Here is a 24,965-nt window from a genome sequence, read left to right as displayed (position 1 = left end):
CTAACGGCCATCGGGGGGTGCCTTCACACGGATAAACGGGGGACGGTGGCGCGGGGCCGGGTCCTGGGGCGGACGGCGGCCTGGTGGTCACGGTGCGGGTGCCTTGGGTGGGCACTAGCCCCGCGCAGCGGCTCCGGCAACCCTGGGGGTTGCCGGAGCCGGTGGTGCGCTTGCGCCCGCCGGGGCGCGGGGTGGGTCAGGCCTGGTCGGCCTCGGCGACGGTGGCCAGCCAGGCGGGGAGCCCGGCCAGGATCTCCCCGTACAGCTCGGCGTCCGCGATCTCGCGCGGCACCGGACCCGCGTGGAAGAACGCGGCGTTGTCCACGTTCAGCTTGCGCAGGTAGTCGAAGCCCTTGGCCTCGCGCTCACCGAAGCCGACGAACTGCCAGAACAGCGGCAGCCGCGCGGCCTCGGCCAGCGCGATGCCGGCGGCGGCCCTCGACTCCGGGGCGCCGTCCGTCTGGAAGATCACCAGTGCGGGGCCCGTCGACTCGGACTTCTCGTAGTGCGCGACGACCTCTTGGACGGCGCGGTGGTAATTCGTACGCCCCATACGAGCGAGTCCTGCGTGCAGTTCGTCGATCCGGCCCTCGTACGCGTCGAGTGTGATCTCGCCGGTTCCGTCGATGTCGGTCGAGAAGAACACCACAGGAACGGTCGCGTCCGCGTCACCGTCGAGGTGCGCGGCCAGGCCGAGGGCCTGCTCGGCGAGGTGCTGGGCGCTGCCGTCCTTGTAGTACGACCGCATGGACCCGGAACGGTCGAGTACGAGGTACACGGTGGCGCGGGCCCCCGCGATCCCCTGCCCGGCGAGCACGGCACCGGCGGCCGCATAGTGCTCGGCGAGGCCGGGGGCACGGGACCTGACGCGCGCGAGGGAGTGCGCGGGTACGCCGTCGACGGCGGCGGTGGGAGCGACGTCCACCGGCTCGGCGAAGGTGGCGACGGGAGCAGCGGCGATCGGGTCGGGGACGTCGGCGACGACGATCGGGGCGGCCTCGGTGGCAGCGACGATCGGGTCGGCAACGGCAGCGACGATGACCGGGTTGGCCTCGGTCGCGACCGGCTTGGCCTCGGTGGCGTCGGTGACGGGTGCGGCTTCCGGCTCGGCGGCAGGCTTGTCGGCCTCCTGGATGGCGGCGACCTGCTGCGGCTTGATTCGGGCCTTGGGCCGCGTGGCCGGAGCGGCCTCGGGCACAGCGACCGTCTCGGGCTCGCCCTCGCCGTCACCTACGACTACGCCTGCGGCGGCCGCGGGCTCCGCCGTCTTCGGCTCGGCCAACGGCTCCGTACCGGGTTCCGGGACCGTTACGTCGGCCACGGGCTCCGTGGCCTTCGCCTCGACGGCCGGGGCGGCGACCGGCTGGGGCTTGATCCGGGCCTTGGGACGGGTGGCCGGGACAGGTTCGGCCTCGACCTTGGGCTCCGCGTCGGCCTGGGGTTCGGCGTCGACCTTGGGCTCGGTCGCGGCGACCGCGGCGAGCTCGGCGTCGACCTCCGGCTCCACGGCCACGGCCTCGGTCTCCAGCTCCGGCGCCGTGGCCTCGGGCTCGGGCTCGGCGGCTGCGGCCGGCCCGGTGGCGGCCAGGGGGGCGGGGGTCTCGTCCGCCGCCACCTTGGGCACCTTCGGTGTCTTCGTCCTCGGCTTCCTGGGAGCCTTGACGGCGACCGGGGCGGCCTCCGCCGGGGTCTCCTCCGGCGCCACGACGACAGCTTCGACGGGCGGTGCGATCGGGGCCTCGACGGCTTCGACCACGGGCGCGTTCGGGGATTCGGCCGCGACCGGCGTCACCGTCGAGGTCGTCTCCGGGATCGTCTCCGAGGTCGTCTCGGGGATCGTCTCCGCGACCGCCGGCGTCTCGGCGGCCCTCGTGTCCTCGGCAATGACGGCCGGCTTCTCGTCCGCCGTCACCTCCGATCGCGCCTGGGACGGGACCGGGGCCGCGCCCTGGTCCGCGTCCGTGGACTTGGCCTGGGCCGGGACGCTCTTCTCGGCGTTCTCCACGGCCGGCTTCTGGAGCGCCGACGGCTTGTCGAACGCCGCGGCCACCAGATCCGCCGCGATGCCGGCCTCCGACGAATCCGACGACTTCGACGAGCCGGACGGCTCCGAAGTCTTCGTCGACGCCGCTGACCGGTCCGTGCTGTCCGTACTGTGCGTGCTGTCCGTACTGTCCGTGCTGTGCTTGACCGCCGCGGCCCTGGCCGGTGCGGGCACCGAGACGGCCGACTCCGCGGCTGGTGTCTCCGCGGGCTGCGTACGCTCGGTCTGGGGCGGCACTGTGGCCGCCGTCGGCTCGTCGGGCTCCGCTTGGCCGTTTCCAAACACCTTGCGCAGCAAGCTCCGAATGCCCATGGGCGAGGCCTTTCGCATGAGTTGGGCGGTGGATATCCGTACTGGCGGAAAATAATCCTTGGCCAGGGCGGACACGTAAGGTTAGCGGCCTTGGGCGCCGATCTCCGGGAGGGTCATCCGGGTGGTCGAACCCGCTCCAGCCGGGCCCGGCTCGCGTCCGCGAACACCCCCGCCAGCCGGTCGCCGTCAACGGCCCCCGGGGCGAACAGTCCGGCCTCGGTGACCCGTACGACCAACAGGCCGTGCGCGTCCAGGACTTCCGAGATCCCGCCGTTCTCGACCGTGTCCCACCACGCGTCCAGATTCCGCCCGAACCAGTCCGGCAGGGCGCACGGCCCCGCCACCGCGTCCCAGAAGTCGTCGAGCGAGCCGAGCGGCACGGCCCGTAGGTCCACGATCAGTTCGTCGCGCATGGTCACCGATGCTAGCCGGGCGGACAACTTCCGCCCGGCCGTGCCGCATTCACCCGGTGTTCACCAGGAGGCTGCCGGATCGCGGGCATATGCGCCTAACGTCACCGCCGAAGCATTCCGACACGATGTCGGTGATGTCGGCGCAGGCTGCGCCGAGACACAGCCCATACAGCCCATTTGGAGGGTTCGTGCGCAATCTGCTGCCGTTGCTCGGTTCGTCGCACTCGGGGGCGCGCTCCGCGCTCACCTGCCGCTACCGCTGCGGAGACGCCTGTTTCCAGGAGGTCCCCAACACCAGCGACAACGAGTACGCGGGCGATGTCATAGCCGGCGCCCTGTCGAGACGGTCGATGATGCGCGCCGCCGCGGTCGTGACCGTCGCCGGTGCCGCTGGTTCGGCGCTCGTCACGGGGCCGGGCGCCCCGCAGGCCACGGCGGCCGGCCTCGCCGAGGACGGCAAGGGCGCCAAGGGGGATGGAAAGCCCGGCCGTACCGACGGCGCACGCGGGCTGCGCTTCGCGCCCGTCGCTCCCAACACCGCCGACGCCGTCACCGTCCCCTCCGGCTACGCGCAGAGCGTCGTCATCCGCTGGGGCGAGCCGATCCTGCGCGGCGCACCGGCCTTCGACTCGGACCAGCAGTCCGCCAAGGCGCAGGCCGGCCAGTTCGGTTACAACAACGACTTCCTGTCCCTGCTGCCCCTGAAGGGTGAGCACGGCCGTCAGGTGCTCGTGGCCAACCACGAGTACACGGACGAGATCCTGATGTTCAAGGGGTACGACCCGGCCAAGCCGACCCGCGAGCAGGTCGAGACCGCTTGGGCCGCGCACGGCCTTTCGGTCGTCGTCGTCCAGGAGGAGCGCAGGTCCGGCAAGCTCACGCCGGTCACCCGCCACCACCTCAACCGCCGTCTGCACACCACATCCCCCTTCAGGCTGACGGGCCCCGCCGCGGGCAGCGCGCTCCTGAAGACGTCCGTCGACCCGACCGGCACCAAGGTCCTCGGCACGCTCAACAACTGCGCGGGCGGCACCACCCCGTGGGGCACGACCCTGCACGGCGAGGAGAACTTCAACCAGTACTTCGCCAACGGCTCCAGCGTCACCGACAAGCGCTACGGCATCGGCACCGGCGCCACCGAGCGCAAGTGGGAGCTCTTCGACAAGCGCTTCGACGTCAAGCAGGAGCCGAACGAGCCGCACCGCCAGGGCTGGGTCGTCGAGCTCGACCCGTACGACCCGGACTCCACGCCCCGCAAGCGCACCGCGCTCGGCCGCTTCAAGCACGAGGCCGCGCAGCCGCGCCTGACCGACGACGGCCGTCCCGTTGTCTACATGGGCGACGACGAGCGCTTCGACTACTTCTACAAGTTCGTCTCGTCGAAGCGGATGAAGAAGGGCAGCTCCCGCGCCGCCCGTGAGCACAACCTGACCCTCCTCGACGAGGGCACGCTGTACGTCGCCAAGCTCACCGGCGACTCACCGGCCGCCGAGATCGACGGCACGGGCAAGCTCCCCGAGGACGGCGAGTTCGACGGCAGCGGCCAGTGGATCCCGCTTGCCACCGGCGATGAGTCGCACGTACCCGGGATGACGGCCGAAGAGGTGTACGTCTTCACGCGTCTCGCGGGCGACAAGGTCGGCGCCACGAAGATGGACCGCCCCGAGGATGTCGAGCCGTCCCCGCGCACCGGCCGGGTGTACATCGCGCTGACGAACAACACCGACCGCGGCAAGGCCGGCAAGGCCGGAGCGGACGAGGCCAACCCGCGCAACCTCAACAAGCACGGACAGATCCTGGAGCTCGCCGAGCACTGGGACGACCCGTCCTCCGACGGCTTCGCCTGGCGGCTGTTCCTGGTCGCGGGCGACCCGGACGACCCGTCGACGTACTTCGCGGGCTTCCCGAAGGACAAGGTCAGCGCGATCTCCTGCCCCGACAATGTCGCCTTCGACCCGCACGGCAACCTGTGGATCTCGACGGACGGCAACCAGCTCGGCTCGCACGACGGCCTCTTCGGTGTCGCGACGCGCGGGGAGCGGCGCGGGGAGCTGAAGCAGTTCCTGACCGTGCCCAAGGGCGCCGAGACCTGCGGCCCGGTCATCCAGGACCGGCGGGTGCTCGTCTCCGTGCAGCACCCGGGCGAGATCGACGGCGCGAGTGTCGAGAAGCCCGCGTCGGTGTGGCCGGACGGGCCTGGCCGGATCGTGCGGCCGTCGGTCGTCGCGGTCTGGCGCAAGGACGGCCGCGACATCGGCGTGTAGTCGGCAGGGGAGCCCGGGTATCGGGGTGTGGGCGCGGCGCGCGCCCTCTACTCTCGACCCATGGCTTCTGACGACGAGGGAACCGTACGGATGGACGTCTGGATCTGGTCCGTACGGCTCACCAAGACCCGCTCCCAGGCCGCGTCCGCCTGCCGGGCGGGCCACGTCCGGGTCGACGACGAGCGCGTCAAGCCGGCGTACGCGGTGAGTGTCGGGGACCGGGTCCGGGTGTTCCACGCCGGGCGCGAGCGGATCGTGGTCGTGTCCAGGATCGTGCGCAAGCGGGTCGGCCCGGCGGTCGCGGCGGAGTGCTACGTCGACCACAGCCCGCCGCCCCCGCCCCGGGAGTTTGTCGCGCCGGTGGCGGTACGTGAGCGGGGAGCGGGCCGCCCGACCAAGCGCGACCGGCGCGAGATGGAGCGGCTGCAGGGCCCCTGAGTAGCGGTAGCCGCAGCCGGGCCCGGTGGCTGCGGTAGTGGGGGTGCTTCCCCCGCCGTCCTACCCCCGCGGTCGCACGGGTGAGGCGACCGCGCGCGCCGCCGCGACCTCCTGGTGCAGCGGCGTGAGGACGCTGTCCTCGTCGCCGGTCAGGTCGGTACGTACCTCCACCAGCGTGTCACTGGCCCGCATGCCCTGTGCCAACTCACGCAACTCCCTTGCAAGGAAGGCTACTTCGCGCTTCTCCGGCGGCTCCGCGCCGTGATTGACGCGGACCCGCGCCGCGGTCGTGGCGTCCACGATGCGTTCGGTGGCGACGACCAGCGGCCACCAAGCGGCGGCCCGCGTGCCGGTGGGCGGCGGCTCGGTCAGGGCGCGCTGGAACTCGGTGCGTACGAGCGAGAGGTCCCGGTACAGCCGACGGCGCTGCCGCCGCCATTCGGCCTGGTCCCAGTCGGGTCCGAAGGCGCATTCCAGGTAACCCGCCGTGTCGGCGACCGTGTCCGCGAGCCGGGCGCCGACCCGGGTGCGCCAGCTCTCCGGCCACAGCAGATAGCCCGCGACGAGCGCGATGGCGCAGCCGATGAGGCTGTCGAACAGGCGCGGCAGGACCAGTCCGAAGCCCTGGTGGTTGAGGAGGTCGGACAGCAGCAGGATGACGGGGGTGATGGCGGCCGTCTGGAACGCGTACCCCTTCGCGGTGAACGCCGGGATGAGCGCGGCGAGCACCAGCATCACCGGTACGTCCCACCAGCCGCGGTCCAGCTGTGAGAGCACGGCCGCGGCCACGACCAGGCCGAGCGCGGTCCCGAACGCCCGCTGGACGGCGCGGGAGAATACCGAACCGAAGTCGGGCTTGAGGACGAACAGCACGGTCAGCGCGACCCAGTAGGAGCGGGGCACGTCGATGAGCGAGACGAGGGCCTGGGCCAGCCCGATGCACAGGGCGAGCCGCAGTCCGTAGCGCCAGGACCCCTCCGAAAGCAGGACGTCGCGGGTGGCGCGCCGTGCGCGCACGCCGAGAGCGGCTGGGCGGCCGAGCCGGTCGTCGATGTTGGTCGCGTCGGCGTCGGGGTCGAGGACGACGGTGGCGGCGTGCCGCAGCGCGTGGTCGACGGCGCGGGTGGCCTGGGTGGCGGGCTCGGGTAGATCGAGGGCCGGAGTGCCGGTCCGCCCGTGCGCGACGGCGTCCGCCAACTCCCTCACGGCGGCGGGTACTTCGGGCGCCAGTGCTCTGTGGTGCAGATGCGCGGCGGGGGCGGACTCGACGAGCGGGACCACGGCATTGAGCTGCGCCAGCAGCCGTACGAGCGGACTGGAGCGGCCGTGGTCGAGGGCGCGCCGGGCGAGGGTCAGGTCGTACGCCGTGTTGAGGGACAGGGTGACGGCCTGCCGTTTGTCGTCGTACGTGTCGGTGCCCGCCGCCTCCAGCAGGTCGGCGGCGGCGCGGTAGGTGTCGGCGACGGCGTCCCGCTCGGGCACGCCGCCCCGCAGCGGCCAGGCGATCAGCGTCAGCAGGAGGACGAGCAGCCCGCCCACGGTGAGCAGCAGCGGCGCCGTCCACCAGGGGTCGGGCATCGGCAGTCCGGCGCCGACGACGGCCTGGAGCAGGAGCAGCAGCCCGGACACGGAGGCGACCGCGCCGATCGTCGAGATCATCCCGGAGACGAGCGCGACGAGGGTCAACACCCCGACGGCGACCCACCCGTGCCCGTACACCAGCGTGCCCAGGGTCACTCCGAGTGCGCCGAAGAGCTGCGGGATCGCGATGTTGAAGATGCGCATGCGGTACGCGTCGGCGGTGTCGCCGATGACGCCGGCCAGGGCGCCCATGGACACGAGCGCGCCGTACGTCGGCCGGTCGACGGCGAACCCGACGGCGAGCGGCGCGGCCATCGCGACCCCGGCCCGCGCGACGGCGGCCCAGGGCACTGCGGCCCGCTGCGGCCGCAGCCCCTGGGTCAGCCACTCGGGCGGCGCCAGCCGGACTGCCGCCTTGCCGCCACTGCGTTTGCCGTCCCGCTGCTCCGCCATGCCCTTAAAAGATCGAAAGCGGGCCGTTAACGCAAGTCCCGCCGACCCGCTGTGGCAACAAATGTGCTCGGGGCCGCAGGGGCGGCTGGTTCTCAAATCTTATCCACAGGGTGTGGATAAGATTTGAGAACTTGAGAACTTGAGAACTTGAGAACTTGAGAACTTGAGAACTTGAGAACTTGAGAACTTGAGAACTTGAGAACTTGAGAACTTGAGAACCGGGAACCGAGATCGCACGCCTGTCAGTTCTCGTAATTTTCGACCTGCGCCGCGGGCCGGGTCCGCACGTCGTCCGGATTCCCGCCGAACTCCGCCTTCGCCTCGCGGCGGCGCAGCAGGTCCCAGCACTGGTCCAGCTGGATCTCCACGGCGGCCAGCCGGGCCCGCTCGGCCTCGTCCAGGCCCAGCTTCCCGGTGGAGCGCTCACGCAGCTCGCGTTCCATGCCGACCAGATCGGTGATGTGGTCGAGAATCTCCTGGTTGGCGTTGTCCATGGGCGCGGTCGCCTCCGTCGGATGTCGGATCAGTCGTTCGTCCCGCCCCATGCCACCCACCCCAGCACACCTCTAGCCCCTGTGCAGCTCCAGTTCGACGAGTAGGGCCCGGTGGTCGGTGTTGCTGAGCGTGAGCGGGCCGACCGTACGGAGAAGTCGTCGGTGGCCAGGACGTGATCGATCTGGATGCCGACACGCGTGGCGTCCGCGGGCCAGGACGGTGTGCGGAACGCTCCGCCGGCCGCCGCAGCGTCCCGCAGGCTGCCCGCGTCGAGGATCGCGCGGAACGCTGCGTGGTCCTGGGAGGCGTTGAAGTCGCCTGCCACGATGGCTGGTTGGTCCTTGATGCCGTCCGCGTACGTGCGCAGCGCGGCGAGTTCGGTGCGCCAGCTGTCGACGCCGCGTGAGGCCGGCCCCATCACGTATTCGCTGCTCAGAGCGGCTTCATGGGCACAGGGCGCGGCTCGGATCTGCGGGTGCGGAGTCGGGCTGTGAGCCAGGCCGCTGCCGCCAGGACCAGGCCCGCCGCCAGCACCACCCACATCGTCGTGCGGAGCGTGGCCGTCAGTGCGTCGTAGACCGCGCCCGCCGCCGGGCGGTCCACGTCCGGGGGGAGGTCGTCCAGTGTGATGCCCCGGGCCACGGCGACCGTGATGCCGAGCAGGATCGCGCCCACCGCCAGTGCCAGGCCCAGGGCCGTGAGAGCGCGGAGGCGGCGTACGGCCAGGAGGAGGGCTGTCGCCGTGAGCAGCAGCGTGGCGATAGGGAGCCAGATACCGGCGATCTCCAGGGTGTGGAAGACATCGCGCCAAGTGCCGAGGCGGTCGGACTCCAGCACCGTGATGTCCGTGTGGTCCACCGGGATCTGATTCGCGAACGGCAGCCCGCTGTCGGTCAGTTGCTGCTTGACCTGCGCGGTGACAGGAGCCAGGTCGATCGTCACGCTGTCGCCGCTGCCGTTGTTCAGTGCGTCGACGAGTGCCTGGTGGGTGGTCCTGGTGACCGTGTTCCACACCTTCTGGAAGCCGGGGGTGCCGGTGTACGACGTGACGGCGTCGTTGAGCAGCTGCGCCGCGCCGCCCTGGAGCGGACCGAGGTCGATCTGCTTCATGGCCTCGTCCGTGACCCGGTCGGACACCGCGCTCTGTACGTCGGCGTCGGCGGCCAGCGGTGCGGTCGCCGATACGAAGCGGTCGGTGTTCCCGATCTCGCGGTCCGCCCACACGGCGAGCGCACTCAGCGGGACGAGGACGGCCACGAGGGCGATCAGGGCCGTCGAGAGGAAGGTGCGCATTCCACCAGGGAAGGCCGGGCGGGGGACGGGCGCGAGCGGAGCTGCTGCACTTGGGTCAGTGCCGGACCTGATGCTGGTATCGGCCGTGGCATTGGGCCTGGTTTTGGCGCTGGTTTCGGTACGGGACCCGGTCCCGCTCTCGTCGGACCGCGTCTAGATCCACTTGCCGGGCGGCCGATGCGGGTGTGACCTGGTGAGGTGGGGGCGCGTGTGGCGGAAGGAGTTCTGTGATGGCTGCACATGCGGCGGTGCCGGGCCGATCCCTACGGCCTCACCACCTCTCGGCGGCCCTGGGCGTACCCCTCGTCCTGGGCGTGCTCTACGGGATCTACGTGGCCTTCAGGGCCCGCGACGGCTCCTCCCTGACCGGCTGGAACGTCCTCCTCGGGGTGCTGTGCGGGCTGATCGTGACCGCACTCGGCGCGCTGCTGGTGCGCAACGGCGGCGCCCTGCCGCGCGAGCTGCGCGCCGGGGCCTACGGGGCGCTGTTCGGCGTCGCGATGGGCTTCCTGCACAGCCTCGGCGACACCAGCATCCTGCGGTCCGTCACGATGGGCGCCGTGCTCGGCGCCGCGCTGGCCGCCGCTTCGTTCTACGTTTTTTACACGCGGGAGTAGGGCCGACCCGCACGTGGGGCCCTGTGCGTGCGGGTCGGGCCCTGCGCGTGCGGGAGCAGCGCCGCCCGGTACGCGCGGGAGCGCCCGGTGACGTACACGGTCGCCCCGGCCGCCCCCAGCTGCACGGCTATCCCACGCCCCGCCCCACGGGTACCTCCGGCGACCAGAGCGACCTTGCCTGCCGGCGACGTGTCCATGCCTTCGAAGCAAACGCGGGCCGACCACGCACGCGACCCTGCTCGACCCTGTACGTCGGCACTCCGGTCAACCGGGAGCCGAAGCCGCGTCGCCCTCAGCTCTTGGTGGCTGTGATGACCTCGCAGCGCGCGACTACTTCCTTGTGCTCGGGGTCGTAGTGCGACGTTATGGCCTCGGTGGTCGTGCTCGCACCCGATGCGAGCTTCGCCCCGGCGGGTGCGGTCGAGATCGTGGTCCCGGCCGCGTCCTTGAAGGCGATCTCGATGCGGTAGTCGTACGTCTTGCTCGTGCTGTTCGTGTTCGTGACGCGCAGCTTGGCGACGAGCTTGACCTCGGACTCCTTGAAGACACAGTCCTCGATCTTCACGTCACCCGCTGCGGGCGCCGGACGACTGACGTTGCCCGCCTCGCCGGTCGAGCCCCCGGACGTAGTGGAGCTGTCGCTGTCCCCGCTCCCGTTGTTGCTGTGGCCGCCCGAGCTGGAGCTGGACCCCGAACTGCCCGAATCGCTGTCACAACTGCCGCCGCGCGAGCCCCTGGCGCCGGTCAGCGCGATGACCGCGATGGCGCATACGGCTGCGGCGCGAATATGACGTTTAGCCATGGTGAAACCCCCGTTTGATGGCTGCTGTGCAAAGAGCACGACACGGTGGCGCAGCTGTTCGGTTCCTCCGGAACGCTACTTCTGCCCACCAATCCCCGGAGCCGGTCCTGCGGCGGCGCAGTGCGAAGTACGCAGGACGCATCATGAGGGAATGACGACGCAGCACGGGGATTCGCCCGGGTCCCGAGCCACCGACCCCGATCCGTGGGCAGGCGGACCGTACGCGGGCCCGGTCCACCCCGATCTCCTCGCGGCGAAGACCCTGCTGTACGACCCGAGTGGCTTCACCTGCTCACGGCCGGAACCCGAGGCGGAGAGCGCGGAGTACGGGGCGTACGCCTTCACCCTGGACGGCCTGTCCGTGCGGTTCCGGGCGGCGAAAACGACCCCGACGAAGGTCGGCCAGTTCGTCACGGTGTGGAAGAGGTCCCCGGGCGGCCCGATCCAGCCCTTCGACGTCGAAGACCCCGTGGACCTCTTCGTCATCAGCACCCGCGACAGCAGCGAGGGCGACGACCGGGCCCAAGGAGACGGCCGGTTCGGGCAGTTCGTCTTCCCCCGGCACGTGCTCTGCGAGCGCGGCATCCTTGGCAGAAGTGGCTCAGGCGGGAAGCGGGCGTTCCGCGTCTACCCACCATGGACCACGACGGCCAACCGCCAGGCCGGCCGCACGCAGACCTGGCAGCTGGACCACTTCCTGCACATGGCTGAGGGCGAACGGGCTGATTCCGCCCTGGCCCAGGTGCTCTACCACCCCTGATACACCCACGCCGAACGGGAGAAACGCGCATGTCGCGCTTGCACGAGATCAAGTTTCGGGCCGTCACCGCGCTCCAGAGGCGGGTGCTCAACCCCCTCGCCAGACGTTCGCCCAGCCAGACGCTCCTGGAGACGACCGGGCGCACCTCGGGCCTGCCCAGACGCACCCCGCTCGGCGGACGCCGGATCGGGAACGAATTCTGGTTCGTCTCCGAGTACGGCGACAAGTCGCACTACGTACGCAACCTCCAGGCCGACCCGCAGGTCCGCGTCCGTATCAACGGCCGCTGGCACACCGGCACCGCGCACCCGCTCCCGCAGGACGATGCCCGCGCGCGGCTGAAGACGCTGCCGCGCTTCAACAGCGGCGCGGTCAGGGCGTTCGGCACGAACCTGCTGACGGTGCGGGTCGATCTCACCGACTGACGCGCTGCTCAGAGCACCCGCCGGGACCGTGGCCGTCCGTCGCTGTCGGCCGGATGGTCCGCGAGCGGTACGAGACTGTGGGTCTGTACGCAGCCGGCGCAGGCGTACGTCCGACTTCCGGCGCCGGTGGCTGCGTGGACGTTGCCGACGGGGACGGGCCGGTCGGCATCGCCGCGACACCAGGGGCACTACTCGCTGAACGGGCCCTGCTGCCTGGTCATGGCGAGCGTGGATTCCACCTCCTGTCGCGCCCACCAACACGCCGCCGGAGCGCGCAAGGAACCGCAGCTCATTCCAGTCGCGGAAGACATCCGCGTCGCCCGCCTGGGCGGAGATACGACAAGCGGGCCCACGTCTTCCACGGCACCGTCACCGCGATCCGGCTCTGGCTTCGTCCATGATCCGCCGGACGGGACCTGGCGGTGAGGCGCTCGAAAATCAGTGGAACAGCGCCGCTGTGCGCCATTACCGTGCTGCCGAACCAAGTCGTCTAGGCGCCGGGGCCTGGCTCGCCGCCCCGGACGAGAACACCCCGCGTCTCGTCCGGCACGCGTTGCGCTCGCTGATCAAGCAGGGGAACCCCGGTGCGCTCGCGCTCATGGGGTTCGTGGCGGACCCGGCGCTCGACATCGGCGGGCCCGTCCTCGCCGAGGGTGTCGTTCCCTACGGCGGGACCCTTCACTTCACCGCGAGCGTCACCAACACCGCCGCACAGCCTGTGCGGTTGGCCATCGACTACGTCGTCCACCACCTGCGCGCGAACGGGCAGCAGAGCACCAAGACCTTCAAGCTCGTCACCAAGGTCCTGGGCGCGGACGAGACCCTCGACATCTCCCGCGAGCACTCGTTCCGCGAGATCACCACCCGCCGCTACTACCCCGGCGAGCACGCGGTCGAGCTCCAGATCAACGGCACCCGCCACGGCCATGTCACCTTCGACCTCCAGCCACCCGGCGCCATGACCGCGTAGCCACGGGACGGGACGGGCTTACGGCGGGCCGGATCCCAGCAGGGTGAGCGTCCCGTACGCGCCCGACGCCAGCGCGAGCACGGCCAGCGTCCAGCGGGCCCGTACCGGACGCCACCGCGCCAGCGCCACCGCCGCCGGGAGCAGCAGGGGGAACGCGGGCATCATCAGGCGGGGGCGGGAGCCGAAGTAGCCGGAGCCGATGAGGGAGAGCAGGACCAGGGCGATCGTGTAGGCCAGGACCGGCAGGGGCTGGCGTTGGCGTACGCACAGCCACACCACCCAGGCGAGCAGCGCCATCGCCGCGCAGAGGCCGAGGCCGGCCAGGGGCACGCGACCCGTGAGGTTCTTCCAGATGAAGGCCGCCAGCGCCGCTCCGCCGTCGATGTGGTTGCCCCAGTCGCCCTGGACGGTGAAGTACGCGAAGGGCTCCTCTCGGCGGATGCCGACGAAGACCACGTACGCGAGCCAGCCCATCGGGGCCAGCAGGGTGCCCGCGATCAAGCGCCACCGGCGGCGCAGGACCTGGCCGAGGGGTGCCGGCGCGCGGACGTCCCGTACCAGCGTCACCACCGCCGTGATGCCGAGCGCGGCGATCAGTGCCGCCGCCGATGGGCGGGTGAGACCGGCCACCGTCGCGAGGGTTCCGGCGATGATCCACCGGTCGGTGAGTACGCAGTAGAGCAGCCAGGCCGCGGCGGCGGTGAACAGGGTTTCGGTGTACGCCATCGACTGGACGAAGGCGGTCGGGTACACCCCCCACAGCACGGCCAGGATCACCCCGGTGCGGTGGTCCCGCAGCCGGGCGCCGACCGCGTAGATGCCCCAGGCGGCCACCAGTGACGCCGTCCAGGCGACGGTCAGCCCGGCGGTCGCGACGCTGATGTGCGGGATCTCGGACAGGCCCCGCTCCAGGGCGGGCAGGAGCGGGAAGAACGCCAGGTCGGCGTGGACACTGCCGTCGGGCAGGCGCACCTCGTAGCCGTACCAGTCGGCCGCGACCCGCTGGTACCAGACCGAGTCCCACCGGCTGCTCAGCAGGTGGAGCGCGTCCTTGCCGCTCAGCGGCGCCGCCACGGCGAGGATCAGCATTCCGGTCAGCCGGGCGGCGGCGTACCAGAGCAGGGCGGGGGCGGCGGACCGCAGAGCGTTGCGTGCTCGGTCCCGGACGGACGTGGCCGGGAGCGGCGGGAGGCCGGCCGTTCGGTCGGGGGCCAAGTGTTCTGACATGCCGGAACACTATGGGCTGACGGCGCAGGCCCAGGCACTCGACCTCGGGTCCGGCCACGCCCCGCAGATCGGCCCGCGTACACACTCCGCACACGCGCGCAGACCCCCGGTGCCCGATATGTGCGTACCGAACCGGAGGCCTGCGACGTCAACCATACGCACAATCAACGGACTTGGATAACCCCCGAATCCTGCCCCGAATCCTGCCCCGAATCCTGCCGCGGGTGCTGCCGTCGGGGTCACCGGCGGTCCGTGGATCGTGGGTGTCCGGTGCCCGCGTAGGTGATCCAGCACGTTTCTTTCGCCACGTCCGCCAGGTACCAGATGTGACCGCTGCCCGCCACTTCGACGTTCCGGCGGACGTCGGCTTCGTCTTCCTGTCGCGCATCCCGTCACCAGTGGCTCCGTCTCCAGCGCGCGGCCAGCGGGCCGGCGATCACCAGGATCGGGACACCTTACTCCGCGCCTTCGGGCCCGGCTGAGGGGCGGGAAAGGCGGCGGATCGGGCGGCGGCGCGACGGGTGACCCGGGCACCACCGCCCCGGCCGTGACTACAGGTCGAACTCGTGCGGCGGCAGGTCCAGCGTGAAACAGGCCTCCCGTACGAGCGCCTGCTCGGTCTTGTCGAAGTCGCCGTCGGCGCCGCCGATGATGATGCCGATCTGGATGACCGCGCGGGCCTCGGCGGGCTTCTTCTTCGCCTTGGCGACGTCCTGGAGGACGCTGACCTTGCCGAACGCGAAGTCGGCGGTGAGCTTGTCCAGGTAGGCGTTGAAACGACGCTGCAGGTCGTCCGCCGGGAAGTTCTTCAACACGTCGTTCGTGGCGATGAGTTGAGCGACGCGCTGGCGCTCGGCCGCGTCGATGCTGCCGTCGGCCGCGGCGACCAGGGCGCACATGGCCATGCTCGCGTCGCGGAACGAGCCGCTCTTGAGGTCGTTCTTCTTCGCCTCGAGCTGGGTCTGCATCGTCGCGGCGGATTCCTTGAAGCGGTCCCACAGGGCCATGAAGTTCAACTCCGTATGTCTACAGGCTTATGCGTACAGGCGTATGTCTACAGGCGTAGGTGTCGTGGCTGTCCGCGCCGCACGTGGCCCGGCGCGGACAGCCGCTTACCTCTACAGCTATGTAGAAACTATCAGTCGCGGTTTCCGGTCGCGGATGCGTCTCCGGCCGACGGCCCTTCCGGGGAGGCGTCGCCGTTGTCGCCGGGGCGCCGCTCGCCGGGCTGGTCCATGACGGGCTCCTGCGAGCGGGCCACTTCGGCGCGCACCATGGCGTTCAGGGCTGCGTACGGGTCGATGGGCATGCGGGACTTCCTTCGCTGCGACGGATCCGGGTGGTCGATTGCTGTTGCGGTGGGTACGCAGGGGCGTGCCGGGCCGGCTCAGCAGCGAAGGACCACACAGCGGACGGTGCGCGGCGGCACGGGGGCCGGACCGGCGGCGGCGCGGACGGACGACCCCGCCGGTCGTGTACGCGGGCAGGGGGGCGCGGCGTCACGAACCCGCGCACGCGCCTTCCGGCACCTGGCGCTGCCGCCCGGCGACCGCAGCTCGCTGTCGGCGGTGTCCGAAGGCTGGCTCTCTCCCGGGGCGCCACCGCCCATGCCCTCGGCGGCGGACATCGTCCGCACCTCCACCGCCCCGGCGCCGGGCCCGCTCGCGGACAGCACCATGGCGAAGACCGCGGTGAGCACCAGCAGCGCCATCAGGACGCCCCGGCGCACCGCGCGCGGGACGAGGCGCGTGGCAGGCATGGGCCATTCGTCCCCTGGGGGCGCGCGTTCGTAGCCGTTCTACGGGCAAGTCCGCTCAACCGGGTTACCCGGAACGTCGCACGTGCGGTGACTTCCCGTCGTACGGACAACCCTTTGGCCCGTCGAAGCGTCGCCCGTGACCGCACCGCCATCGGGGTGCCGGGCATCCCGTACATCCTGGTGATGCCGCTGCTGCGTTACCGGATGCACCGCTGGGAGGCGGGCGACACGGCCGTGTACTCCCGCACCGGGTGGATCCCAGGGCCGACAGGGTCCTGCCCCCGGGGCAACCGACCCCCCGGCGGACTCGTCGCGCACCCGCGCTGGGCCGCGCGCCGGTACGTTTTCGCCCGGCGCGGCTTCTTCGTCCGGCGCACCGCCGTAAACGGGTGGCGGACCGGGACCGGCGCGGTGAACATGGCCGGATGAGCAAAGGGATACGGCGACTGCTGCGCGACGCCGCCGACGAGCACCGGCGCGTACGGGTGCATCGCTCGCTGCCCGGCGCCGATTCCGTCGAGGGATTCGTGGTCGCGGCGAAGGGTTCCTGGACGCTCATCGCCGAATGTCAAAACGTGCAGCTCGACGGCTTCGTGGCGATCAGGACCGACGACATCGTGCGGATCGACCACCGGGGCCGTCAGGACGTCACGGCGCGCTGGCTGCGGGGCAACGGGCCATGGCCCCCACCCGCTCCGCGCGGCCGGATCAGCCTCAAGGACGCCCGCGCGCTGGCCGAGTCCGCTGCCGGGCACTACGGGCTCATCGGTGTGTACGAGGAGGACGGTAACCCCGATTCGCTGTACATCGGCGCACTGGCCGACAGCGGTGGCAAGGTGCTCCGGCTCCTGGAGGTCTGCCCGAAGGCGCGCTGGGCCAAGGTCCGTACGAAGTACCGGTACGCGGACATCACCCGCATCGACTTCGGCGACCGCTACCAGGCGGCGCTGGCCGGGCTCGCCGGGCCGCGGCCCGGCAGGTGACCCGGCGCGCGGGCCGTGCCGGGCTCAGCCGCCCGCCATGGCGGAGAGGTGTCTGGCGAACCGGGGCCTGCAGCCGGACGTCGTGGTGCGGTGCAGCACGCGCGGCAGGCCGGGAGGCAACACGTCGGCGCGGTGCATGACCCGGGCGTTGTCCCAGATGAGCAGGTCACCGGCCTGCCAGCGGTGTCGGTAGACGAAACGCTCTTCCGTCGCATACGCGTTGAGTTTTTCCACCGGAATTCCGATGAGGGCGCCGTCGAGCGCTTCTATGTCCGTGAGGCACAACTCATTGAGATAGAAGGCCGGCGCCCCGCTTTCCGGATGGACCCGCACCAGCGGATGGCGTACGGCCGGGAATTTCTCGGCGTACCCCGATTCGACGGGTCGCCGGTGGATCACTGAACGCAGGAGGGCGATCCTGTCGTACGTGTGCACTCCGGCGGCGGTGCACAGCGATTCCCGCCAGGACGGCGGGGCCTGCGCGTAGGCCCCGGTCATGTCGGCGAACAGCGTGTCGCCGCCGCGGTCCGGCACCACGGTGGCGCGCAGGAGTGTGTGGCGCGTCGGGCGGGTCAGGAACGAACGGTCCGAGTGCCAGCACTGGTTGCCCACCACCGGCGCTTCCCGGGAGTTGTCCACGACGAGGATGTCGTCGCTGTCCGCGTGCTGGTTGAGCAGGTCGGTGACGGTCTCGGGCTGACCCAGGAACCGGGTCAGCCCGAGATGTTCGGCCGGATCGAGCTCCAGCCCACGAATCACCAGGACCGCGTGGGCGGCGAGGGCTTTCTGCAGATAATGACCACCGCGCTCGGTCAGAAGATCGCGCGGAGTGCCGGATATTTCGGCCACGAATTTCTTCCGTAATGCTGAAACGTTCAACGACATGCTCTTTTCCCCCTTGCGCGCCGGGAGAAAGGTAGCGTCGTTTTCAGCACCCGTCAGGAGCGCCTTTCGGACTCCGGGAAATGTGCTCGAACTGGCCGTTCGGAACGGCCCGTCATCGTTTACGGGCGAGGTTGACTCCGTCGGCCATGCGGAGCATGGACAGGTCGACCCGCCGGTCGCCGAGCAGTCGCTCGTTCCGCCGGAGTCCATCGTCATGCAGCACTACGCCTTCCTCGTCAGCGAGGAGGAGTTCGATGGGATCTTCCAGCGCGTCAAGGAATCCGGCACCGAGTACTTCGCCGATCCGCACGGCAAGCAGCCCGGCGAGATCAACCACAACGACGGCGGTCGTGGCGTCTACTTCATGGACCCCGCGGGTCATGCCATGGAAGCGATCACCCGCCCGTACGGCAGCGGTGGCGTGTAGCTGAACCGGGGGTCCGGGGCGCACTGCCCCGGACCCCCTCACCGGGCCCCAATGCCCTGAAGTCGGCTCGCAATCAGCCCAGTTCGAGACTCGTCACGCCGAACAGGCCGGCCCGGTCGATCTCCGGAGCGGGCCCGGTGTACATGCGCGCCGTCTCGAACGTCGGTGCCAGACCCAGCCGTTCCACCAAACCCACCGCCGCCGTGTTGAAGTCGGGCACGTCGATCGCCACCGGCTCGCCCGATGTGGTGGCCGCGAGCGCGCCCACCAGGGCGGCGGCCACCTCGGGGGAGGCCGCGCCGTACCGTACGACCGAAATGCGTCCGGCGGGCTCACCGTCGAGGCGTCCGATCAGGAAGCCCTGCGGGTCGGTGGCGAAGAACGCGGGGCCGTCGGCATGGCCCGGGTTCCAGCCCTCGGCGTCGGCCCAGTCTCGCAGCAGGCTCATGTCACGGACGCGATCCTCACCCTGGACCGCCGCGACCTCCGTGCCGTGCGCCCGCTCGGCAGCCACAAGGCGTTCCGCGTCCTCCCGCTCTGACCGGTCGGGGACAGCCCCACACTCCCCGGACGGGCGAGAGCCCCGGGCCGTCCGACCCGGGGCTGTCACTTCGTGCTGGGAACGCGGTTTTCACGTAACCAACGGGCTAGTTGGAGAAGTACAGGTACTTCCAGGGCCCGTTCGTCGTCGAGTTCACGGTGTCGCCGGACGACCCGTTAACGTACACCGAGCGCATCCGCGCCTTGATCCCGGACTGTCCGGGCGCTCCCAGCTGTACGGCCGACTTCCCGTTCGTGCCGAGCGCGAAGTACTCCGAGCTCGCGGACTGCCACCTGCCGCCGGAGTGGACCTGCAGGTCGAAGCGCTGCTGACGGCCCTGGTAGTAGCTCATGGTCGTGGTGAGGACCGGGTCGGTGCTCTTGTGGAACCAGTAGTACGACGTCGAGCCGATCTTGCCCGTCTTGTAGTGCTTGGAGACGGCGGTGGAGATCTTGACCCTGGCGTACGCCGTGGACTTCGCCTTCTTGGGCGCGGTGCGCGCGTCACCCTTGAAGACCGCGGTGATGACCGCGTCCCGCGTCATGTCCACCGTGGCCGACAGGTTGCCGCCGGAGTTGACCTTTCCGGTCTTCACCAGCTTGTTGGGCCTGTCACCGCCGTACGGGTCCACCCAGATCTCGACCGTGCGGTTCTTGTACGTCGAGCCGAGGTGCGCGGTGAAGGAGACGTCGGCGCCGTGGTTGTAGAGCTTGCCGTTCTTGTTCACGCTCAGCGTCGGCGTTGTACGGGAGACCGTGACCTTGTCGGTCGCACTGACCGTCGTGTGCCCGGCGTCGCCCGCGTAGGCGACCCGGTACGTGACCGTGCCGCCGGCCGGCGGGGTGTCGGTGAAGCTGTACGAACCATTCGCCTTCACCGGGACCGAGGCCAGCGCCTTGCCGCGGGGGCTGTCCAGGTCGGTGCGGGTGACCTTCAGCGAGACACCGCTCGGCAGCGGCACGGTGGCCGAGAGCTTCCCGGTCACGGTGAGCTTCTTGCCGCGCGTGGCCTTCGACGGGGCGCTCACGGACAGGCTCGGGACGTTCAGCGTCGGGTCGGTGAGCACCTCCAGGGTGTAGCCGCTGCCCGTCCCCACGAGCGCGAAGATCCGTGAGGAGTCCGGGGCCCACGTCAGGGCGGCCGTGCCGGTCGCGCTGGTGGCGTACGTACGGACCGGCTTGGTGGCGCCGGGCCGGAAGACCGCCACCTGGGCGCCACCGGCCTGCGCGATCAGTCCGTTCGCCGCGATGTCGGCGCGCTGCCCCGAGGGGTACGAGCCGGCGGCGGTGAACTTCCCGTCCGCGTACGCGTTCCGCTGGGCGCCGTTGACCAGCACCTGCGGGGCGCCGGGCACGAGGTCGATGTCCCCGATGCCCTTGTTCAGCGTGTAGTCGGCCTGGTGCCAGGCGGTCAGCTGCGAAGTGGCGCCGGAGACGTCGACGACGGCCATCGAGTCCGTGGAGACGCCGGTCTGGCCGACGGCCAGCAGGCCGGGCGATGACGGGTCGGTGTCGAGCAGCGCCGGGCCCCAGACCCCCGCGTTGCCCGACTTCGGGAACTGCTCCAGTGCCACCGGGTCGATCCCGCTCGCCGGGCCGACCGTCGGGTCCATGGAGCCCAGGTCACCGTCCCACTGGTCGCCGTACGAGAACCACACCTTGCCGCCGGAGAAGGCGACATGGCGCGGGCCCGTGTCGGTGGCGACGGGGTGGCGGGCCTTGACGTCGAGGGTGGCCGCCTCGATGACCACGATCTCGTGACTGCCCTCCGCCGCCGCGTAAAGAGTGGCGCCGTCGTCGGACAGGGCCAGGCCGGAGACCCCCTTGATGCCCCTCACCGAGTCGACGAGGGCGCCGGTGTAGTCGGTGGCCAGGATCTTCCCGGCCGAGCGGTCGCCGACGAAGACACGCTTCAGGGCGCCGTCCGCGACGATGCCGCCGGGTGTGGCCACGGTGGCGGATGCGGCCGAAGCCGAACCGGCCGCGGCGACGCTCAGCGCCGCCGAGCTGAAAAGGACCGCGAGCGCTGTCGCGGTCGAGATGCTGCGCGTACGCACAGTGGTGTTCCCCCCACAAGGAAACCCGGTGGATGACCGGGTATTGAGAGCGCCGCGCAACGCCCGGACATGACCGCTGACATGCGGTGACGCGCGGGGCGCGGCTGCTAGGAGGCAGCGTATGGCATGGCACTGACAGGTGAGCAGGGGGTTTCCCGCGAGGGGGGCGATACGGGAGGAGCGGACGTGGCGGCCCCTCACCGCTGCGCGATTCTGGTTCGCACTCCAGAGGCGCTGCACAGCGGTGTGGCCCAGCGGTGTGGCTCAGAGATGCCGCTTGGCAGCGACGACCAAGTCGCTGATGCCGTCCCGGGTGACTGTCCGACGTTCGTCGAGCTCTGCCCGACTGCCAGTCTTGTGCAGGTTCGCGATGCTGTCGAGAACGGCCTTCGCCGCCTCGCTCAGAACCTGGTCCTCGGTGAGCATCTGCGCACGGAACAAAGCCTCTTGGGCGGCGGATCGAAGGTCGTGGGCCCGGATCTGGACTCCGTCGGCATCCTCCCGGGGCGGCCGGTCGTGCAGACAGAACCACAGGTGAATCAGGCAACGCCGGTAGTTCACCAGCGCGCCGGCATACGTCGAGTAGGCGTCCAGGCGCTCCTGCCGCAGCTTCTCGCCGCGTAAGAACTCGTGGCCCCTGTCGACGGTGCGCTGCTGAAACGCGAGGGTGATCCCTGAGCCAAGCAGCGTCCCCAGGACGGCTATCGCGCTGGCGATGATGGCTTCCATCGCAGTAGCTGATCACGCGCGGCACTGATGTGTATCAGCGGGACGGTCCAAGGAGGCGTGCGCCGGGACGCCCCCCTGCCCACCCGGAGGGTCGCCGCCACCCGCTCAGGACCGGCGCCCCCGCAACGCCGGCCAGGCGTCCCCGGCCGCGTCCTCGGACCGCATCCACCAGTACTCCAGCTTGTCCTGCACAGTTATCCGCACCATCTGCCACTTGAACGGGCTTGGCCGGCCCGACCTACCTGGCGCCGAGGAACCTCTCGATCACCATCGCCAGGGCCTCCGGACTTTCGTCCGGGGCGAAGTGGCCGGCATCGTCGAGGACCTCGAACTCGGCGTTCGGATACCACTGCAGCCAGGTGGACCGCATGGTCTCGGGGCCCATTGCGGGGTCGTTCGCACCGGCCACGACAAGCACTGGCGTCGTGTTTCCCTCGACCAGCTCGTGGATGTCGGGACCACGCGTCCAGGATTCGAGATACGAGCGCAGGGCCGCCCGCGAGGAGAGTTCCGAGCCGCTCATTCTGGCGTCCAGCCACGCATCGTCGTGCCGACTGCCGGTGGTGACATCGAAGATCGTCCTGCGGTTGCCGGGGTCCTCCACGGCCCCGACGAATAGCTCCCACATCTCCCCTTCGAGCGGGAACCCGGATGCGGGTACCGGCGAGATGCCGACGATCGAGCGGATCCGCGAGGGGGCGTCCAGCAGCATCTGCTGGGCCGCCTTGCCGCCCATGGAGTGACCGATGACCGAGAAGGTGTCCCAGCCGAGGTCGTCGGCCACGGCGAGGGCGTCCGCCGCGACCTCCTCCATCGTGTAAGTGCCGGGGGTGTCCATCGCCTTGCCATACCCACGGCAGTCCACGAACGCGTAGCTGAACGCGTCCCCGTCCAGGTGCTGCCGCAGATGGCCGAAGCTGGACCTGTCGCCGAGCCAGTGGTGAAGCGCGAGGACCTTTTCGGGCCCTCTGCCCTGTACCTCGTACGGAATTACGTGTCCTGCTACTTGACCTGTCACAAGGCTGGTTCTTCCCCTTCGGTCCGGGCCCGGAATCCCGTCGACTTGAGGCTTCACCCCAACGGCGTACAGGGAAACCAGGCCAGATCAGCTCGCCGAGCTCCAACGACCTCGGGGGCAAGTCGTACGGATCAGGAAGGAGAACCACTTCACCCGGTTCATCGCCGACCGGATCGAAACCTGCGCTCAAGGGCGAGCTCGGTGTGAAGAGCGATCCGCAGGTGTAGTTCTTGCTCGGCCGCGCTCGGTGATCGCCGAGCCCCTCCCGCTCCGAGAGGCTCCAACTGTCCTGTGGCACAACCCGGCTGAAGCGAAGCGGGCCAGGGGTAACGAAGTAGGCCCAGGTCGCTGACCTGGGCCTACTTCCGAGAGCGGGTGACGGGAATCGAACCCGCGCTCTGAGCTTGGGAATCAATGCCGCCTGGATCGGTGATAGTGGCCCTGACCTGCTGTTCTTCCGGTCGGATGGGGTCCTTGACGGGTCTTCCGACACTCGTGTTGACCGCTGTTTACCGCCCTGAAGGGCACGGCTGGGGCACGTGCGCGGCACGCGTCGTTGCGAGCCGCTTCTCGGCTCGACGGAACCGCTACTCCGAGGCCTGACCGGCAGCGCCTGGGCGGTGTTGCGGGCGCAACAGGCTTGTCGACCGCAAGGGGCTGGACCCGGGGGTGGTCGCGGTGGAACCCCCGCTGAACCACGTTCCAGGCCCGGCCATCCCTGTTGTGGGCAGATACAGGCCGTCCTGTTCCGGGTAAATCACCGGGCGGTTACGGAGGCAGAAGTGTCCCCATCCGGGCCGACAACTCGTCGGCTGCGCAGGGCAATTACCGAACCATATGCCGATTGTGGCGTGCGTCACGTGCTGTGAGAGTGGGCGCCCTCACGACAGGAACGAGGAGCCATGAGCACGGAGACCGGCGCGGGCGGCCGCAGGGCCGTCAGCGCGGATACGACCAGCACGCAGCCGGGCACGTCCGGCACACCCCAGGTCCAGCGGCTCAAGGCCAACTCCGTCGGCCTGGTCGGCGTCGTGTTCATGGCCGTGGCCACCGCTGCCCCCATCACGGCGATGACCGGCAACCTCCCCATAGCCGTCGGCTTCGGAAACGGCATCGGCGCCCCGGCCGGCTACCTCTTCGCGACCGTCGTGCTCACCGTCTTCGCCGTCGGCTACGTGGCCATGGCCAAGCGGATCACCGCCGCCGGCGCCTTCTACGGGTACATCTCGCACGGCCTCGGCCGGATCGCGGGCATGGCCTCCGGGATGCTCGCGGTCCTCGCGTACATCGTCTTCGAGGCATCGATCGTCGGTGTCTTCTCCTACTTCACCAAGACCACCGTCCACGATCAGCTCGGCATCGACCTGCCGTGGATCGTCTACGCGGCCGCCATGCTGGCGATCACCGCCGCCCTCGCCCACTTCGACATCAACCTCACGGCCAAGGCCCTCGGCGTGATGCTCGTCGCCGAGATCGCCGTCCTCTTCGCCGTCGCCACCGCCGTGCTCATCGCGGGCGGCGGCCCGGACGGCATCCCGACGGAACCCATCAACCCGAAGAACGCCTTCACCGGCACCTCCGCCGGACTCGGCCTCTTCTTCGCCTTCTGGTCCTGGGTCGGCTTCGAATCCACCGCCATGTACGGCGAGGAGTCCCGCGACCCGAAACGGGTCATCCCCAAGGCGACGCTGATCTCCGTCGTCGGCGTCGGCCTCTTCTACATCTACGTCTCCTGGATGACCATCGCCGGCAACGGCCTCACCAAGTCCGTGGAACTGTCCGCCTCCGCCAGCCCCCTCGACCTGTTCTTCGCGCCCACCCAGACCTTCATCGGCGCCTGGGCCGTCGACGCCTTCCAATGGCTGCTGCTCACCGGCTCCTTCGCCTGCGGCATGGCCTTCCACCAGTGCGCCGCCCGCTACCTGTACGCCATCGGCCGCGAGGGATTCCTGCACCCCGGACTCGGCCGCACCCACGCCAAGCACGGGTCCCCGTACGTCTCGTCCCTGGTCCAGACGGCCATCGCCACCGCCTTGGTCGCACTGTTCTGGCTGACGGGCCAGGACCCGTACATCCACCTCTACACGCTGCTCGCGATCCTCGGCACGATGGCGATCCTCATCGTCCAGACCCTGTGCTCGTTCGCCGTGATCGGCTACTTCCGCAAGAACCACCCCGAGGACCGGCACTGGTTCCGCACCTTCACGGCTCCGCTGATCGGCGGGATCGCCATGGCGGCCGTGGTCGTCCTGCTGCTGGTCAACATGAAGACCGCGGCCGGACTCGCCGCCGACTCGTTCTTCTTCACGCTGATCCCGTGGATCGTCGGGGTGGTGTTCTTCGGCGGGCTGGGACTCGGCCTGTGGCTGAAGTTCAAGGCCCCCGAGCGCTACGAGATCATCGGCCGCGTCGTCCTGGAAGACGCCGCCCAGCGCACCGACGCCCCCGCCCCCTCCGTCGCCACCATCTGAGA

At 70.2% G+C, this 24,965-nt stretch carries 25 protein-coding genes and 2 pseudogenes; 11 read left to right on the top strand and 16 right to left on the bottom strand.

Annotation, left to right across the window (positions count from 1 at the left end):
* Nucleotides 1-196 precede the first annotated feature (196 nt).
* Entirely contained in the window at nucleotides 197-2,356 is a 2,160-nt protein-coding gene (locus QMK30_RS09900; RefSeq protein WP_283516869.1) for a VWA domain-containing protein, read from the bottom strand.
* Nucleotides 2,357-2,469: 113 nt separating this feature from the next.
* Nucleotides 2,470-2,769, bottom strand: coding sequence for a barstar family protein (locus tag QMK30_RS09895; protein ID WP_283516867.1), 300 nt, complete (start codon nucleotides 2,767-2,769; stop codon nucleotides 2,470-2,472).
* A 188-nt stretch (nucleotides 2,770-2,957) separates the two neighbouring features.
* On the opposite strand from QMK30_RS09895, the gene QMK30_RS09890 reads away from it, so the two are divergent.
* Together QMK30_RS09890 and QMK30_RS09885 are read left to right on the top strand one after the other, a co-directional pair.
* Entirely contained in the window at nucleotides 2,958-5,033 is a 2,076-nt protein-coding gene (locus tag QMK30_RS09890) for a PhoX family protein (protein WP_283516865.1), read from the top strand.
* Between the two features lie 60 nt (nucleotides 5,034-5,093).
* A complete protein-coding gene (locus QMK30_RS09885) occupies nucleotides 5,094-5,471 on the top strand; it encodes an RNA-binding S4 domain-containing protein (protein WP_283516863.1) in 378 nt (125 codons plus the stop codon).
* 60 nt (nucleotides 5,472-5,531) lie between these two features.
* Here QMK30_RS09885 and QMK30_RS09880 read toward each other — a convergent pair whose 3' ends face one another.
* The 4 genes from QMK30_RS09880 to QMK30_RS09865 form a co-directional block, all read right to left on the bottom strand.
* Nucleotides 5,532-7,505 carry an FUSC family protein gene (locus QMK30_RS09880; protein WP_283516862.1) on the bottom strand — a complete coding sequence of 658 codons (1,974 nt, stop codon included), beginning with the start codon at nucleotides 7,503-7,505 and terminating at the stop codon, nucleotides 5,532-5,534.
* 242 nt (nucleotides 7,506-7,747) lie between these two features.
* Nucleotides 7,748-7,999 carry a DUF2630 family protein gene (locus tag QMK30_RS09875; protein WP_283516860.1) on the bottom strand — a complete coding sequence of 84 codons (252 nt, stop codon included), beginning with the start codon at nucleotides 7,997-7,999 and terminating at the stop codon, nucleotides 7,748-7,750.
* Nucleotides 8,000-8,028: 29 nt separating this feature from the next.
* The gene (locus QMK30_RS09870; protein WP_502963105.1) at nucleotides 8,029-8,541 is read right to left on the bottom strand and encodes an endonuclease/exonuclease/phosphatase family protein; all 513 of its coding nucleotides are present in this window, start codon (nucleotides 8,539-8,541) and stop codon (nucleotides 8,029-8,031) included.
* Nucleotides 8,433-9,293: a hypothetical protein gene (locus QMK30_RS09865; RefSeq protein ID WP_283516858.1), complete on the bottom strand. Its 861-nt coding sequence runs from the start codon at nucleotides 9,291-9,293 to the stop codon at nucleotides 8,433-8,435. The genes QMK30_RS09870 and QMK30_RS09865 overlap by 109 nt, the downstream gene beginning before the upstream one ends.
* Nucleotides 9,294-9,523: 230 nt before the next feature.
* Here QMK30_RS09865 and QMK30_RS09860 point away from each other — a divergent pair, with 230 nt between their 5' ends.
* Nucleotides 9,524-9,910, top strand: coding sequence for a hypothetical protein (locus tag QMK30_RS09860; RefSeq protein WP_283516856.1), 387 nt, complete (start codon nucleotides 9,524-9,526; stop codon nucleotides 9,908-9,910).
* Nucleotides 9,911-10,202: 292 nt separating this feature from the next.
* Here the strand turns inward: QMK30_RS09860 and QMK30_RS09855 are convergent, their stop codons facing one another.
* Nucleotides 10,203-10,712 carry a hypothetical protein gene (locus tag QMK30_RS09855; RefSeq protein WP_283516854.1) on the bottom strand — a complete coding sequence of 170 codons (510 nt, stop codon included), beginning with the start codon at nucleotides 10,710-10,712 and terminating at the stop codon, nucleotides 10,203-10,205.
* Nucleotides 10,713-10,863: 151 nt separating this feature from the next.
* Between QMK30_RS09855 and QMK30_RS09850 the strand changes: the two genes are divergently transcribed.
* From QMK30_RS09850 to QMK30_RS09840, 3 genes are all read left to right on the top strand, one after another.
* Nucleotides 10,864-11,472 carry a MepB family protein gene (locus QMK30_RS09850; protein ID WP_283516852.1) on the top strand — a complete coding sequence of 203 codons (609 nt, stop codon included), beginning with the start codon at nucleotides 10,864-10,866 and terminating at the stop codon, nucleotides 11,470-11,472.
* A 29-nt stretch (nucleotides 11,473-11,501) separates the two neighbouring features.
* Entirely contained in the window at nucleotides 11,502-11,897 is a 396-nt protein-coding gene (locus tag QMK30_RS09845; protein WP_283516850.1) for a nitroreductase/quinone reductase family protein, read from the top strand.
* 397 nt (nucleotides 11,898-12,294) lie between these two features.
* On the top strand, nucleotides 12,295-12,867 hold the full coding sequence (locus QMK30_RS09840) for a YhaZ family DNA alkylation repair protein (RefSeq protein WP_283516848.1): 573 nt from the start codon (nucleotides 12,295-12,297) through the stop codon (nucleotides 12,865-12,867).
* A gap of 18 nt (nucleotides 12,868-12,885) precedes the next feature.
* Here QMK30_RS09840 and QMK30_RS09835 read toward each other — a convergent pair whose 3' ends face one another.
* The 4 genes from QMK30_RS09835 to QMK30_RS09820 all read right to left on the bottom strand — a co-directional run bounded on the left by QMK30_RS09835 (nucleotide 12,886) and on the right by QMK30_RS09820 (nucleotide 15,853).
* The gene (locus tag QMK30_RS09835) at nucleotides 12,886-14,094 is read right to left on the bottom strand and encodes a hypothetical protein (protein ID WP_283516846.1); all 1,209 of its coding nucleotides are present in this window, start codon (nucleotides 14,092-14,094) and stop codon (nucleotides 12,886-12,888) included.
* 551 nt (nucleotides 14,095-14,645) lie between these two features.
* Nucleotides 14,646-15,101 carry a tellurite resistance TerB family protein gene (locus tag QMK30_RS09830; RefSeq protein WP_283517148.1) on the bottom strand — a complete coding sequence of 152 codons (456 nt, stop codon included), beginning with the start codon at nucleotides 15,099-15,101 and terminating at the stop codon, nucleotides 14,646-14,648.
* Nucleotides 15,102-15,232: 131 nt separating this feature from the next.
* Nucleotides 15,233-15,403, bottom strand: a complete 171-nt coding sequence (locus tag QMK30_RS09825; protein WP_283516844.1) for a hypothetical protein — start codon at nucleotides 15,401-15,403, stop codon at nucleotides 15,233-15,235.
* Between the two features lie 78 nt (nucleotides 15,404-15,481).
* Entirely contained in the window at nucleotides 15,482-15,853 is a 372-nt protein-coding gene (locus QMK30_RS09820; protein ID WP_283516843.1) for a hypothetical protein, read from the bottom strand.
* A gap of 114 nt (nucleotides 15,854-15,967) precedes the next feature.
* Between QMK30_RS09820 and QMK30_RS09815 the strand changes: the two genes are divergently transcribed.
* Both QMK30_RS09815 and QMK30_RS09810 read left to right on the top strand, forming a co-directional pair.
* Nucleotides 15,968-16,282, top strand: coding sequence for a PH domain-containing protein (locus tag QMK30_RS09815; RefSeq protein WP_283516842.1), 315 nt, complete (start codon nucleotides 15,968-15,970; stop codon nucleotides 16,280-16,282).
* Entirely contained in the window at nucleotides 16,279-16,836 is a 558-nt protein-coding gene (locus QMK30_RS09810; RefSeq protein WP_283516840.1) for a hypothetical protein, read from the top strand. The genes QMK30_RS09815 and QMK30_RS09810 overlap by 4 nt, the downstream gene beginning before the upstream one ends.
* A gap of 24 nt (nucleotides 16,837-16,860) precedes the next feature.
* Here QMK30_RS09810 and QMK30_RS09805 read toward each other — a convergent pair whose 3' ends face one another.
* Nucleotides 16,861-17,721 carry a TauD/TfdA dioxygenase family protein gene (locus QMK30_RS09805; protein WP_283516838.1) on the bottom strand — a complete coding sequence of 287 codons (861 nt, stop codon included), beginning with the start codon at nucleotides 17,719-17,721 and terminating at the stop codon, nucleotides 16,861-16,863.
* A gap of 193 nt (nucleotides 17,722-17,914) precedes the next feature.
* On the opposite strand from QMK30_RS09805, the pseudogene QMK30_RS09800 reads away from it, so the two are divergent.
* A pseudogene (locus QMK30_RS09800) lies at nucleotides 17,915-18,148 on the top strand (VOC family protein); the annotation flags it as partial.
* A 73-nt stretch (nucleotides 18,149-18,221) separates the two neighbouring features.
* Here QMK30_RS09800 and QMK30_RS09795 read toward each other — a convergent pair.
* Nucleotides 18,222-18,596 (bottom strand): GNAT family N-acetyltransferase, encoded by a 375-nt coding sequence (locus QMK30_RS09795; protein WP_283516836.1) that lies wholly within the window; start codon nucleotides 18,594-18,596, stop codon nucleotides 18,222-18,224.
* A 3-nt stretch (nucleotides 18,597-18,599) separates the two neighbouring features.
* Between QMK30_RS09795 and QMK30_RS38445 the strand changes: the two are divergent.
* Nucleotides 18,600-18,689, top strand: a pseudogene (locus QMK30_RS38445) (VapC toxin family PIN domain ribonuclease); the annotation flags it as partial.
* A gap of 106 nt (nucleotides 18,690-18,795) precedes the next feature.
* Here the strand turns inward: QMK30_RS38445 and QMK30_RS09790 are convergent.
* From QMK30_RS09790 to QMK30_RS09780, 3 genes are all read right to left on the bottom strand, one after another.
* Nucleotides 18,796-20,745 (bottom strand): YncE family protein, encoded by a 1,950-nt coding sequence (locus tag QMK30_RS09790; RefSeq protein ID WP_283516834.1) that lies wholly within the window; start codon nucleotides 20,743-20,745, stop codon nucleotides 18,796-18,798.
* Nucleotides 20,746-21,009: 264 nt separating this feature from the next.
* On the bottom strand, nucleotides 21,010-21,474 hold the full coding sequence (gene kilB, locus QMK30_RS09785) for a plasmid transfer protein KilB (protein ID WP_283516832.1): 465 nt from the start codon (nucleotides 21,472-21,474) through the stop codon (nucleotides 21,010-21,012).
* A gap of 238 nt (nucleotides 21,475-21,712) precedes the next feature.
* Entirely contained in the window at nucleotides 21,713-22,492 is a 780-nt protein-coding gene (locus tag QMK30_RS09780; RefSeq protein WP_283516830.1) for an alpha/beta fold hydrolase, read from the bottom strand.
* Between the two features lie 902 nt (nucleotides 22,493-23,394).
* On the opposite strand from QMK30_RS09780, the gene QMK30_RS09775 reads away from it, so the two are divergent.
* Nucleotides 23,395-24,963 carry an APC family permease gene (locus QMK30_RS09775; RefSeq protein WP_502963104.1) on the top strand — a complete coding sequence of 523 codons (1,569 nt, stop codon included), beginning with the start codon at nucleotides 23,395-23,397 and terminating at the stop codon, nucleotides 24,961-24,963.
* Nucleotides 24,964-24,965 lie beyond the last annotated feature (2 nt).

The organism is Streptomyces sp. H27-C3 (assembly GCF_030063415.1).
Lineage (GTDB): Bacteria > Actinomycetota > Actinomycetes > Streptomycetales > Streptomycetaceae > Streptomyces.
Note: the sequence above shows the minus strand (reverse complement) of the source record. Positions and strands in the feature narration are given on the sequence as shown.